This window comes from Mesorhizobium argentiipisi (SeqCode), assembly GCF_037179585.1.
GTDB lineage: Bacteria > Pseudomonadota > Alphaproteobacteria > Rhizobiales > Rhizobiaceae > Mesorhizobium > Mesorhizobium argentiipisi.
Map to the genome: position 1 here is coordinate 43,741 of NZ_JAPYKO010000026.1, position 12,958 is coordinate 56,698.

Below are 12,958 nucleotides of genomic sequence, written 5' to 3' on the forward strand. Positions count from 1 at the left end.
TTATTTTCCCCTGCCGGTGTAGCGCCCGATCAATGTTCTGATCGGAAGCCATGCGCAGGCTTCAGTATGTGCGGTGACTGTGAACAGCCGTTCGAGGAAAAGCCAGGCCGATTCATCATGTACGAGATGGTGGGTGAGCAGGCCGACGGGTTCGCCGCCGTCGAATGCATGCTGCAATTGTGCGATGATAGCCTGGACCAACAGGCCATGATCGCGGCAACCGCGCATGCCATGCCAATCCATGATGTCGACATTGCTGTTGATGACCGCCAGCGAAGCCGGCTTCGCTGGCCCATAGACCGACAATGCCGCAAATCCTATCGATCCAAGGTCGGATACCAAGCCGGCGTCGATCCTGTTCCAGGGTGGCACCAGCATCGGAACGGCACGTGCGCCGTGCAGGCCGGTTATGTGCGCCAGCCCGCGAGCCAGATCATCGAGCACCGCCTCGCGTGGCCGATGCGGGCCGAGCTCCTGCTTTTTCTGGTCATCGGGCGCATGATTTCGGTGCTCCCAGCCATGGATGGCGACCGTGGCATGCGGCGCCTCGTCAAGCCGGGCGACAAGCTTCTCATCAGTCAGGGCCGGAATGACGGCCAGAGCGACGGGAACCGCGAATTCACCGGTGAGGTCGAGCAGCCGATCAAGCGCAAGCGTCGGATCCACGGCGTCATCGTCGCGCAGCCAGAACTCTGCCTTACGGCCCGCCCGTTGCCGGGCCGCCAGTTCTTCCACCAAGGGTTGCCAGATCTGATCGGATGTCATGAAATCGCGATCTTCGCAAGAAGTTCGGCCAGACGCGCCGGTGCACCACTGAGGGAACGTTCTTCGAGGATGAAACGTCTGGCTTCTGCGGCCATGACGGTTCTTTCGTCGCTATGGACCAGAAGCCGCTCAATGGCAGAAGCGAACGCCGCCACATCGCCCGGCGGGGTGAGAAACCCGGTTTGGCCATCCCGCACTACCTCCGGCACGCCGGCGATGTCCTGAGCCACCACCGGAAGGCCGGCGGCCTGTGCTTCAAGATAGGCAACGCCATAGGCCTCGCCGAAACCCGGCCAGACGTAAATTCCCCCACCATAGAGGACATCCGGCACGGCGGCAGGCTCAATCGCTCCGAGCCATTCGATACGGTCGGCGGGCAAGCCGACGAATTGCGCTTTGACCTGTTCACGGGCAGGCCCGTCCCCGACGACCGACATGGTCCAGGGCAGGTGGCCGATCGAACCGAGCGCCTGCGCCAGCATGCGATAGCTTTCGACTTTGTCGCCCGGGCGCATCATGGCGACGGTAACGAGGCGCGTCGGACAACCCCGTGCCGGCTTTTCCCGGAATAGGGATGTGTCGATGAAGGGCGAAAGCATGCCGAGAGCGGCGCCGGGTATCGCATCTGCCAGTCCCTGACGATCCCTTTGTGTGAAGCAGATGTTCAGCGCCGCCTGTTCGATGGCTCGCACCACCAACGCTTGCGTATCGGCCCACAAACCGGCGTTGCGCCGTCTCGAATAGGAGGCTTCCGCTGTCACATAGGGGACAGCGAAGGCCGACGCCAGTTGGGGCCCGATCAGGTCGGGCGCCTTGTAATAGGGATGATAGGAGAACCAGAGATCGGGCTTGCCGTCACGATCCCAAAGCTTTGTCAGCCGCGCGGCCTCCTCTCGGGCCTCGATCTTGAGCGCATCGAAACTTTTCGACTCCGGTTCGCGTAGATAGAAGCGTAATTCGGATGCCAGTTCGACGCTATGCCCGCCATGCTTTAGCGCCTTGATCAGCGTCCGTGCCATCTGGCGGTCGCCGGAGGCAACGGGATGATTGGGTGACTTCAGCGGCGCGTAGAAGGCAATTCGCATCGCCGGACCCTATCATCGGAAAGCCAGGGCAAGTCAATTTCGAAGCGTGATCGACCTCACCTTCAAGCAGTGGAATGTGCTATCTCATGCTCATGGAAACAGCTGCCGCGTCCGACCCGTTTGTCGCTTCTCTGCCGGTCTTCGCAAAGTTCGAAAGTGTTGCCGATATCGACAACTATCGCCCTCTCCCCGATGGCTGGGCGCTGGCCACCGCCGACATCGTCGGCTCGACCAAGGCGATCGAGGCTGGGCGCTATAAAACCGTAAATATGGCCGGTGCCAGTGTTATTTCGGCGCTGCTCAATGCGCTGGGTCGGCAAGATTTTCCCTTTGTTTTCGGCGGCGACGGCGCGCTCGTGGCGTTTCCCGGCTCGGCGCTGGAGATCACCCGCAACGCGCTGGCGGCTGTCCAGAGATGGGTGGCGGACGAACTGGACCTGACCTTGCGTGCCGCAATCGTGCCGATAATAGATATAAGAGCGCAAGGCCTCGACGTTCGCGTGGCGAGGTTCCAAGCCTCCGAAGCAGTCTTCTATGCCATGTTCGCCGGCGGCGGCGGCAGTTGGGCGGAAGCCGAGATGAAAGCGGGGCGCTACCGCATCGATCCTGCACCGGCCGGGGCGCGGCCGGATCTGACCGGCCTCTCCTGCCGCTGGAACCCGATCGAAGCCCGGCATGGCGAAATCGTCTCGATCATAGCCATACCGGGGGCGTCGCGCGACTTGCGCGGTTTTCAGTTTCTGACTTCCGACATCATCGCCCTTGCCGGCAGGCAGGAACGCGATGGCCACCCGGTGCCGGTGAATGGGCCGGACTACAGTCTTCTGCCCGCCGGCATCGATATTGAGGCGCGGGCCGTGGCGCCGGCAGGACGGCGGTGGCTGTCGAAGCTGTGGATAGTGTTCCTGATGACGCTTACGGCCGTCACCGATAGATATGGCTGGACGATCGGCAGTTTCGATCCGAAGATCTACAAACGCGACGTGGCCAGCAATTCGGATTTCCGGAAGTTCGACGACGGCTTGAAGATGACAATCGACGTTGACGCGGATGTGTTGCAACGGATCGAGAACCGGCTGAAACAGGCGGAAGAGGCTGGCATCTGCTACTATGGCCTGCACCGCCAGAAATCGGCCTTGATGACATGCCTCGTCGCTTCGCCGCTGCAGCGCGATCACCTTCATTTCATCGATGGTGCGGCTGGCGGCTATGCGATGGCTGCCGCAAGCCTGAAGGCGAAGGTGCCGCTTTGATGACAGCTTGCGGAAATTGGTTTTCCGCAATATCCCTCGGCCATGGTTCTTGGGACCAAGTGAGCCTCGCCATGGAAACGGACAGCCTGTCCGAATTGACGGGAAAGCAGATTTTTGGACGCCTCACGATCGACATATGACCGTCTTCTAAACCGGATTTCGACGCGCACCGCGCAAGTCGGTGTGATCGGACTAGGCTATGTCGGGTTGCCGCTGGCGGTTGCGATCGCACGCGCCGGCTTCCCGGTTTTCGGCTTCGACGTCGAAGCCCAGAAGGTCGAGAGCCTGAACAACGGCCAATCTTACATCGAGGCGGTGACGTCGACATGCCTTGCCGGCCAGGTGGCGAGCGGACGGTTCCGCGCTACTGCGGATTTTGCCGAACTGGCCGTCTGCGATGTCATCATCATCTGCGTTCCGACACCGCTGACGAAACACCGTGAGCCGGATCTCTCCTTTGTCAGGAACACGGCAGGCACCATCGCGAAGCATCTGCGTCTCGGCCAGTTGATCGTGCTGGAATCGACCACCTATCCCGGCACCACCGACGACGTGATCAAGCCCATACTAGAAGAAACCGGCTTGCAGTCGAAGATAGGCTTCTTCCTCGGCTTCTCGCCCGAACGCGAGGATCCCGGCAACCGCAGCTTTGAAGTCGCGACGATCCCCAAGGTCGTGGCAGGCGACGGCATTGAAGCGGCGACGCTCGTCCAGGCTTTCTACCAGGGCGTGGTCAAGACCGTCGTTCCGGTTTCCACCACGGCGACCGCCGAGGCGGTCAAGCTGACGGAGAACATCTTCCGTTCGGTCAACATAGCCCTCGTCAACGAGTTGAAGGTCGTGCTCGGCGCGATGGGCATCGACATCTGGGAGGTGATCGAGGCGGCAAAGAGCAAGCCCTTCGGCTACATGCCTTTCTATCCTGGCCCCGGACTTGGCGGGCACTGCGTTCCGATCGATCCCTTCTACCTGACATGGAAGGCGCGCGAATACGAACTGCCGACTCGCTTCATCGAGTTGGCGGCAGAGATCAACACGGCCATGCCACGCCATGTGGTCGATGAACTGGCGAAGGCGCTGGACCGGCGCTGCGGCAAGGCGCTCAGCCGCTCGCGCATTCTCATTATCGGGCTCGCCTATAAGAAGAATGTGCCCGACATCCGCGAAAGCCCCTCATTGCGGCTCATTGAACTCATCGAGGAATGGGGCGGCAAGGCGGAATTCCACGATCCGCATATTACCGAGATCCCGACCACACGGGAGCATATGGCGATTAAGGGGCGCCGCTCGGTCGAACTGACCGAGGCGGCCTTGAAGGATTTCGATGCTGTCGTCGTTGCAACTGACCACGACGCGATCGACTATCAGACGATCGCTGATCACGCCCTTCTGATCATCGACACACGCAATGTTTTTGGCCGCCTCGGGCTGGACCGAGAGACGGTCTTGAAGGCCTGACGGCGTCTGAGTTGGGGAACTTTTTGCCCGATGTCAGGATCATGATTGCACTCCGCCGGCAGCCTCGCCACATAACGCCACAGGACATAGATGCAGTTGCGCCTACTCCTTGCCTGCAAGGACAGTCATTCGAGAAATTCTTCGCCGCTTCTGCCGCCGAAGCCGGTTTCATTAACTTCGAGGGTCTTATCTTTGGGTTGTTGGCGGACTGTGTTATGGCGGATCAAAGGATAATGGCTCCGTCTTCAACGGTTTCGAGATAGCATGAGCACAGCGCAAGCAGAAGTTTCCACCGTTCTAATGGACAAGGTTGCCGATTGGCTGACCCAATCGGCGCTAGCGGGCAACGACCTGGAAACATTGGTAAAAGGCTTTTGTGAACGGCTGGCTGCTGCCGGCCTGCCGCTGAAGCGGGTGCATTTGAGCTTTTCGATGCTTCATCCGCTTTATGACGCGCTTGGCTTCACCTGGCTTCGCGGCCAGGGGCTGGAAGTGGAAGGCTTCCGCAGTGAGAACGGCGTTCATTCTGACAGATTCCTGACCAGCCCATACTACTATCTGCTCAGCAACAAGCTCGACCATCTGCGGCGCCGGCTCGACCCGTCGGTGCCGTCGGAGTTTCCTGTTTTCGATGAGCTTCGTCTTATGGGCGTCAGCGATTACATGGCTTTCGTTCATCACTTCAGCGGCAACACCAGTCAGGGCATGCTAGGGTCTTGGTCCACCGACAGTGCTGGAGGCTTCAGCGACAACATGATTTCGGCGCTGCTGCGCATCCAGAGCCATCTCGCCATCGCAACCAAGATGGCGGTGCTCACCAAGCTCGCCGACAACATGATGACGACTTATCTCGGCGGCGACGCTGGCAGGCGCGTGCTTGACGGTCAAATCAAGCGCGGCGAGGGCGATACAATCCGGGCCGCATTGGTCATGGGCGATATGCGTGGGTCGTCAAGGCTTGCCGAAACCTCCGGCCGCGAAATCTATATCGATACGCTGAACCAGTTTTTCGACGCCGTTGCTGCACCTTTCAATCGCAAGGGCGGGCAGATCATGAGTTTCATAGGGGATGGCTTCATTGCCGTCTACCCTTGCGAAAGGCACCGCTCGCAGTCCGAGATCGCCTGCCAGGCTGCTCTTGCGGCAGCGCAGAAGGCCACCGCGCGCATGGCGGATCTCAACCTGCGAAGAAAGGAAAGGGGGTTGTCCGCCATAAAATTTGGCATCGGCCTACATGTGGGCAATGTGATGTTCGGAAATGTCGGGCTTACCGACCGGCTCACATTCTCTGTCTTCGGCTCGGCTGTAAACGAGGTCCAGCGCCTCCAGACCCTAACTAAGAAATATCCGCACAGCGTTCTCGCCAGTAAGGACTTCGCCAGTTATTGCGGCACCAACAGCTGGCTGACGCTCGGCAACGAGGAACTGGCGGGCATCAAGCAGAAACTGACGGTGCTTTCACCCGATCTGTCGGGTGCTCTCGCACTCGATGAAGATGGTGCGCTGGAGCCGATTTACGACCGAAGATCAGACGCCGAGCAGGTCATGCTGCTTCACCGCGATGCCGCGCGGCTGCCGGCGGGCGACCCGAGGAAGCTCCAGTAACCGCCACGATCTGATCCCAACGCCTTTGATAGGCAGTCCGGTCGCCAGTTCCGCCACTGGCGACCGTTCAAATCCAAGTTGCTCTAGGCTGACAATGCGCTAGTCTCGCTTTCTGGACCTGCCAGAGTGGGGCTGGTGTGAGAATGAATTCGAGCGTTGATCTGCTGCGGATCGAGGATGTTGGCATCTCTTTTGCCATTATCGGGGGACCGTTGCATGCCGTCAGGCGTGCAAATCTTCGCGTCCTGCCCGGCAAGGTTACCGCGCTTGTGGGCGAGTCAGGTTCCGGAAAATCGGTTCTGAGCCAGGCTGTGATGGGCATTTTGCCGAGTTCGGCCCATGTTCACGGCCGTATCCTGTTTTCCGATCCTGAAGAGCCCGGCACGACGCAAGATATCCTGAAGATGCCGCGTGATGGACCCGAAATCCGGGCGTTGAGAGGCAGCCGCATCGGCAAGATCTTTCAGGAGCCGATGACATCGCTGTCGCCGCTGCACACGATCGGCAACCAGGTCAGCGAGTCCTTGCAGATTCATACGCCCATGCCTCGGGCGGAGCGAAAGGCACGGACCGAGGAAATGCTGAGCCTTGTCGGCTTTCCCAGTCCTAAGCGCGCCTACGACATGTATCCGTTTGAACTTTCGGGAGGATTGCGTCAGCGCGCCATGATCGCCATGGCGCTTATCTGCCGGCCCGCCCTGTTGATCGCAGATGAGCCGACGACGGCGTTGGACGTCACCATCCAGGCGCAAATCCTGCAATTGCTGCGCGGGCTTCAGACCAAGCTGAACATGGCGATGCTGCTGATCACGCACGACCTCGGCGTGGTCGCCAATGTCGCCGACGAGGTGGTGGTCATGTACCATGGCGAGATCATGGAAGCGGGACCTGTCGAGGCGATATTCCGCCGGCCAGGTCACCCTTACCTGAAGGGCCTGATGGCAGCCGTTCCGCATTTCGACCTGAAGCCCGGCGAAAGGCTAAAGGCGCTCCGCGAGGTGCCGGTGAATGTCGGGAATCTGCTGGGCAAGCAGACGGCGCCGGCATCGAGGGGGCCAAACGACATCCTGTTGTCGGTCAGGGATCTGAAAAAGGTCTTCACCGTCCGCAAGTCCGGATGGTTCGGCGGGGATCATCAAACCTCTATTCGCGCCGTGGACGGCGTGAGCTTCGATATCAGGCGGGGTGAGTGCCTGGGTCTGGTCGGCGAAAGCGGCTGCGGCAAAACCACTGTCAGCAAGATCCTCATGCGGGCTGTCACCCCTAGCGGCGGCTCTGTGGTCTTCAACGGTCGCGATAGACCGATCGACGTCTTAGAGGCAGAGGGAGACGCCCTGCGCATCCTACGCGCGAAAATCCAGATGGTCTTCCAGGATCCGGTTTCGTCGCTTTCACCTCGCATGACGGTTGAGAACATCCTGAGCGAGCCGCTGGAAATCCATAAACGTGGCAATGCAGGGTCCCGACTCGCCACGGTCAAGAGCCTTATGCAGGCAATCGGGCTCGATCCGCGCTTCATCAAGCGTTATCCGCACAGTTTCTCCGGCGGGCAGCGTCAGCGTATCGGCATCGCGCGCGCGTTGGCGCTGGGGCCTGAACTCCTGATCTGCGACGAGCCGGTTTCGGCGCTCGATGTCTCTGTCCAGGCGCAGATCCTGAACCTTCTGAAGGACCTGCAGAAGGAACTGGGCCTGACCTACCTGTTCATATCCCACAACCTGGCGGTGGTGGACTACATGGCAGACCGCATCGCGGTGATGTGCGGCGGGCGTATCGTCGAGCTTGCGCCGCGCGAAATTCTGCTTAGGAAACCGGTCCACCCCTACACGCGCTCACTGGTCGCCGCAGTGCCTTTCCCCGATCTCGACAGGCCGATGGATTTCAAGACGCTGAAGCTCGGCGGCGCTTCCGACACCAGCGCATGGGGGCCGCAATTCCGCGACGAGGGCGAAGAGGATATGCTGTCGCCACTCGATCTTGGCGGTGGCCACCTCGTTCTGGCGCGACGTTCGGCCGATGTCAGCGAGCTGCGCCATTGATCAGCCGGCGCGCCGTCCTTGGACTCATGGCTTCGGCATTTGTGCCGAGCACGTTGCGCGCCGGCGATCTGGAGCCGGAATTTCTTCAGCCGTGGCTGAAGGCCCTGGCGCTGCCGGCACTCGCCGAACGCCTACCCAAGAGCCCGCGCGTGTTGAACCTCGCTGCGATGGGCCGGCAGCCCGGCCAGTATGGCGGCACGCTGCGCACGATCATCGGCAGCCAGAAGGATATCCGGATGATGACCATCTACGGATATGCTCGCCTGGTCGGCTATGACGAAAAGCTCAACCTGCAACCCGACATTCTCGAAAGTTTCGACGTGGTGGACGATCGCGTCTTCACTTTCAAGATACGGGAAGGACATAAATGGTCTGACGGCAGCCTGCTGACGCCGGAGGATTTTCGCTATTGCTGGGAAGATGTCTGGCTGAACGATGAGCTTACGCAAGGCGGGCTCGTCCCGACCCTGCTGGCGGGCGGCAAGCCGCCACGCTTCGAGATCGTCGATCCGTTGACGATCCGCTATAGCTGGGATGCGCCTAATCCCGACTTCCTGCCCAAGCTCGCTGCCGCTTCGCCGCTATCGCTTGTCCTGCCGGCCGCCTACCTCAAGCAGTTCCACAAGAAATACCAGGATCCATTCCGGCTCGCCGGCCTGATGGAGCAGAACAGAGCCAGGAAATGGACGCTCCTGCATATCCGCATGTCGCGGCAGTATCGCCCTGAGAACCCGGAACTGCCGACACTCGATCCCTGGCAGAACCGGACCAAGCCGCCGGCCGAGCAGTTCGTCTTCGAGCGGAACCCGTTCTTTCATCGAGTAGACGAGAATGGCCGGCAACTGCCCTATGTTGACCGGGTAGTCATGAATGTCAGCTCGTCGGCGATCATTTCCGCCAAGACCGGTGCCGGCGAGAGCGACCTGCAATGCATGGGAATTGACTTTGCCGATTACTCGTTCCTGAAGGATGCGGAGAAGCGTTACCCGGTGAAGATGCATCTGTGGAAACGCACACAGGGTTCGCGGCTGGCGCTACTGCCCAATCTGAATTGTGCCGACCAGGTGTGGCGTGGCCTTTTTCGTGACGTGCGCGTGCGTCGCGCACTTTCGCTTGCTGTGGACAGGCGCGAGATCAATATGGCGGTGTTCTACGGATTGGCGCAGGAAAGCGGCGATACGGTCCTGCCGGAGAGCCCGCTCTACCGGCCGGAATTCGCAAAAGCCTGGGTCGCCCATGATCCCGACCAGGCCAATGCCCTGCTCGATGACGTCGGGCTTCAGACGCGTGACGATGACGGCCTGCGGATACTTTCCGACGGACGCCCGGCGCAAATTATCGTGGAAACGGCCGGCGAAAGCACACTGGAAACCGACGCGCTCGAACTCATCACGGATCATTGGCGCCAGATCGGCATCGCCCTGTTCGTCCGGACTTCGCAGCGCGACATCTTCCGCAGCCGCGCGCTTGGCGGCCAGATCATGATGTCGATATGGTCGGGCATCGACAATGGCGTGCCGACCGCCGACATGAATCCGTACCAGTTGGCCCCCACCATCGACGACCAGCTGCAATGGCCGCTCTGGGGTGCTCACTACTTGTCTCATGGCACGCTCGGCGAGGCGCCCGATCTTCCGCCTGTCGTCGAGTTGATGGCTTTGCTCAAGCGCTGGAACGCTTCGACCGGAGCCGTTGAGCGCGCCGAAATCTGGAATTCAATGCTGTCGATCTACGCGGATCAGGTGTTTTCGATCGGCACGGTGAATGGAACGTATCAGCCGGTTCTGGCGTCCTCGCGGCTGCGCAATCTGCCTGACAAGGCGCTCTACGGCTACGACCCGACCGCCTATTTCGGGGTCTACATGCCGGACACATTCTGGCTTGGAGAGTCCTGAGCGTGCTTCGATACATTGTCTGGCGCATTGCTGTGATGGTTCCAACGCTGCTGATCATATCGGCGCTGGTTTTCACGATCATCGAGCTTCCCCCGGGCGACTATTTCGACAGCTATGTTTCCGAGCTGCGCGCTCAGGGCGAGGCGGTGGATTCCGATCGCATCGAGATGATGCGCAAGGAGTATGGTTTCGACAAGCCGCCGGTCATTCGCTACTTCTACTGGGTCGGCGGGATGCTGCATGGCGATTTCGGCTATTCGTTCGAGTATGAGCTGCCGGTTCGCGACGTCATCGGGGACCGAATGTGGCTGACGGTGCTGGTTTCCTTCGTCACGATCGTGTTCACCTGGCTCATCGCCTTTCCGATCGGCATGTACTCAGCCACCCATCAATACAGCTGGGGCGACTACGGCCTCACTTTCTTCGGCCTTCTCGGCCTTGCCATTCCGAATTTCATGCTGGCGCTGATCCTGATGTATTTCGCCAACATCTGGTTCGGCACGTCCATCGGCCATCTCATGGACCAGCAATATCTCAGCGAGCCGATGAGCTGGGCCAAGGCGAAGTCGATCCTCGCCCATCTCTGGATCCCGGTCTTGATCATCGGCACCGGGGGCACGGCAAGCATGATCCGGCGGCTGCGCGCCAATCTGCTCGATGAGCTTCACAAGCAATATGTCGTGACCGCGCGCGCCAAGGGCCTTCATCCCTTCAAGGCGCTGGTCAAATATCCGCTGCGCATGGCGCTCAATTTCTTCATTTCAGACATCGGCTCCATCCTGCCCGCCATCATCTCCGGCGCCGAAATCACCGCGATAGTGCTGTCCTTGGAAACGACCGGACCGATGCTGATCAAGGCGCTGCAAAGCCAGGATATGTATCTGGCAGGGTCGTTCCTGATGTTCCTCGCCTTCCTGACGGTCATCGGTGTTCTGATTTCCGACCTGGCGCTGGCGCTGCTTGATCCACGAATTCGCTTGCAGGGCGGAAGCACCAAATGAACACGCAATCGCCGCTGCCCGCTCCGGGTGCTCCACTGCAACACTACGTTTCCATTGCGCCCTTCGACCTGCAGTCGGTCGAGGCGATGACGCCTGAGCAGTCGAAAGTTTTCCAGGCGTCGCAGTTGCGGCTGATGTGGTGGAAATTCCGACGGCACCGGCTTGCCCTTATATCCGGCATATTCCTGGCAGCGCTTTATCTTGGGATACTGATCTGCGAGTTCCTGGCGCCCTACAATCTGCACACGCGAAACATGGACTACATCTATTCGCCACCGCAGCGGGTGCATCTGTTCCACAACGGCCAGTTTGTCGGGCCGTTCGTCTATGGCCGCCAGATGACGCTCGATATGGACACGCTCAAGCGAAACTACATGGACAAGCAGGATGATGTTCAGCGGATCCGTTTCTTCTGCAAGGGCGACAGTTATTTATTCTGGGGCCTGATCGAAGGTGACAGGCATCTTGTCTGCCCTGCCGAAAACGGCCAGCTCTTTCTGGCCGGCACTGACAGGCTGGGGCGCGATGTGCTCTCGCGCATCATCTACGGCGCACGCATTTCACTGACGATCGGCCTCGTCGGCATCGCTTTCAGCTTCGTCCTTGGCATCGTCATCGGGGGGCTGGCCGGCTATCATGGCGGTGTCTTCGACTTGATCGTTCAACGGGTAATCGAAGTTCTGCAATCGATTCCCAGCATTCCGCTGTGGTTGGCTCTGGCGGCGATCATGCCGATAACCTGGAGTCCGATCCTGATCTATTTCGGCATCACCGTCATCCTCGGGCTGCTCCATTGGACCGGACTGGCGCGGGCCGTGCGCTCAAAGCTTCTGGCCTTGCGTGAGGAGGATTACGTTCTGGCCGCGCAATTGATGGGCGCCTCGAGCAGCCGCATCATCCGGCGGCATCTCATTCCCGGATTCATGTCCCATCTGATCGCAACAGCGACGATCTCCATACCCGGCATGATCCTGGGCGAGACGGCGTTGAGCTTCCTCGGGCTCGGGCTGAGGGCGCCGACTACCAGCTGGGGCATCCTGCTCACCGAGGCACGCAGCGTCAGCGTGATCGCGTTCTATCCTTGGCTGCTTTTGCCGATCCTCCCCGTCATTCTTGTCATCCTGGCGTTCAACTTCCTCGGCGACGGCTTGCGGGACGCGGCGGACCCCTACAGGTGACATCACCATTGCGCCGCCCGCCGGCCTCCAACCGGCTTGCCGTCGGCCTGTCCGGTTGTTGCAGTTCTCACCATTCGCCTCTATATGCGGCGAGCCCGGGACCAAGCTTAACACGCCACTTTGGGTTTCCACCCTGGTCGCGGGCATCGTCGGTCTCTAGAGCTGGTTCAGGACACACAAACGCGGATGAGTCGCCTCGAGAGTTTCATCAGCAGGATGACCGCACAGCGCGACATTCTCGATCATGTCTGCGTCGAGGTGGCGAAGATGGAGGGGCTTGTGCTCGAACTCGGCCTCGGCAATGGCCGGACGTTCCACCACCTGCGCGAGCGCCTCCCCGGACGCCGGATCGTGGCGTTCGACCGCGAAGTTGGCGCACACGCCAGCTCAATTCCCGAAGCTGAAAACCTCGTGCTCGGTGAAATACGCGAGACGGCGAGGAGGTTCATTGGCATCGACGCCGCTCTTGTCCATGCCGACATCGGCACCGGCTATGAAGATCGCGATGCAGTAACTGCCACCTGGCTTCCCGATCTGATTGCGGGTCTGCTTCGCGTCGGCGGCTTCGCGGTGAGCGGCACGCCGCTTGATCACCCGCAGCTGCAACGCCTGCCGGCGCCGACTTCGGAGCCCGCCGATCGTTATTTTCTCTGTAGGCGCGTCTGACGGGTCGGAGCGG

General features: G+C 60.3%; 10 protein-coding genes. 8 read left to right on the forward strand and 2 right to left on the reverse strand.

What is annotated here, in order from left to right:
* Together O7A05_RS27050 and O7A05_RS27055 are read right to left on the reverse strand one after the other, a co-directional pair.
* A complete protein-coding gene (locus O7A05_RS27050) occupies positions 1 to 765 on the reverse strand; it encodes a polysaccharide deacetylase family protein (RefSeq protein WP_337096068.1) in 765 nt (254 codons plus the stop codon).
* On the reverse strand, positions 762 to 1,850 hold the full coding sequence (locus tag O7A05_RS27055) for a glycosyltransferase family 4 protein (protein ID WP_337096070.1): 1,089 nt from the start codon (positions 1,848 to 1,850) through the stop codon (positions 762 to 764). Before O7A05_RS27055 ends, O7A05_RS27050 begins: the two co-directional genes overlap by 4 nt.
* Positions 1,851 to 1,942: 92 nt before the next feature.
* Between O7A05_RS27055 and O7A05_RS27060 the strand changes: the two genes are divergently transcribed.
* The 8 genes from O7A05_RS27060 to O7A05_RS27095 all read left to right on the forward strand — a co-directional run bounded on the left by O7A05_RS27060 (position 1,943) and on the right by O7A05_RS27095 (position 12,945).
* Positions 1,943 to 3,103 carry a DUF3095 domain-containing protein gene (locus tag O7A05_RS27060; RefSeq protein ID WP_337096104.1) on the forward strand — a complete coding sequence of 387 codons (1,161 nt, stop codon included), beginning with the start codon at positions 1,943 to 1,945 and terminating at the stop codon, positions 3,101 to 3,103.
* 114 nt (positions 3,104 to 3,217) lie between these two features.
* Entirely contained in the window at positions 3,218 to 4,561 is a 1,344-nt protein-coding gene (locus tag O7A05_RS27065; RefSeq protein WP_337096072.1) for a nucleotide sugar dehydrogenase, read from the forward strand.
* A gap of 264 nt (positions 4,562 to 4,825) precedes the next feature.
* On the forward strand, positions 4,826 to 6,166 hold the full coding sequence (locus O7A05_RS27070; RefSeq protein WP_337096073.1) for an adenylate/guanylate cyclase domain-containing protein: 1,341 nt from the start codon (positions 4,826 to 4,828) through the stop codon (positions 6,164 to 6,166).
* Positions 6,167 to 6,309: 143 nt separating this feature from the next.
* Positions 6,310 to 8,205 carry an ABC transporter ATP-binding protein gene (locus O7A05_RS27075; protein WP_337096074.1) on the forward strand — a complete coding sequence of 632 codons (1,896 nt, stop codon included), beginning with the start codon at positions 6,310 to 6,312 and terminating at the stop codon, positions 8,203 to 8,205.
* Positions 8,202 to 10,100 carry an ABC transporter substrate-binding protein gene (locus tag O7A05_RS27080; RefSeq protein WP_337096075.1) on the forward strand — a complete coding sequence of 633 codons (1,899 nt, stop codon included), beginning with the start codon at positions 8,202 to 8,204 and terminating at the stop codon, positions 10,098 to 10,100. The genes O7A05_RS27075 and O7A05_RS27080 overlap by 4 nt, the downstream gene beginning before the upstream one ends.
* A gap of 2 nt (positions 10,101 to 10,102) precedes the next feature.
* Complete coding sequence (locus tag O7A05_RS27085) at positions 10,103 to 11,101, forward strand: ABC transporter permease (protein WP_337096076.1); 999 nt, start codon at positions 10,103 to 10,105, stop codon at positions 11,099 to 11,101.
* The gene (locus O7A05_RS27090; RefSeq protein WP_337096077.1) at positions 11,098 to 12,279 is read left to right on the forward strand and encodes an ABC transporter permease; all 1,182 of its coding nucleotides are present in this window, start codon (positions 11,098 to 11,100) and stop codon (positions 12,277 to 12,279) included. Before O7A05_RS27085 ends, O7A05_RS27090 begins: the two co-directional genes overlap by 4 nt.
* A gap of 186 nt (positions 12,280 to 12,465) precedes the next feature.
* Positions 12,466 to 12,945: a class I SAM-dependent methyltransferase gene (locus O7A05_RS27095; RefSeq protein WP_337096078.1), complete on the forward strand. Its 480-nt coding sequence runs from the start codon at positions 12,466 to 12,468 to the stop codon at positions 12,943 to 12,945.
* Positions 12,946 to 12,958 lie beyond the last annotated feature (13 nt).

Coding starts and splice junctions, on each gene's coding strand:
- O7A05_RS27055 (WP_337096070.1), bottom strand. CDS start 1,850: ATGCGAATTGCCTTCTACGCGCCGCTGAAGTCACCCAATCATCCCGTT.
- O7A05_RS27075 (WP_337096074.1), top strand. CDS start 6,310: ATGAATTCGAGCGTTGATCTGCTGCGGATCGAGGATGTTGGCATCTCT.
- O7A05_RS27060 (WP_337096104.1), top strand. CDS start 1,943: ATGGAAACAGCTGCCGCGTCCGACCCGTTTGTCGCTTCTCTGCCGGTC.
- O7A05_RS27095 (WP_337096078.1), top strand. CDS start 12,466: ATGAGTCGCCTCGAGAGTTTCATCAGCAGGATGACCGCACAGCGCGAC.
- O7A05_RS27070 (WP_337096073.1), top strand. CDS start 4,826: ATGAGCACAGCGCAAGCAGAAGTTTCCACCGTTCTAATGGACAAGGTT.
- O7A05_RS27090 (WP_337096077.1), top strand. CDS start 11,098: ATGAACACGCAATCGCCGCTGCCCGCTCCGGGTGCTCCACTGCAACAC.
- O7A05_RS27050 (WP_337096068.1), bottom strand. CDS start 765: ATGACATCCGATCAGATCTGGCAACCCTTGGTGGAAGAACTGGCGGCC.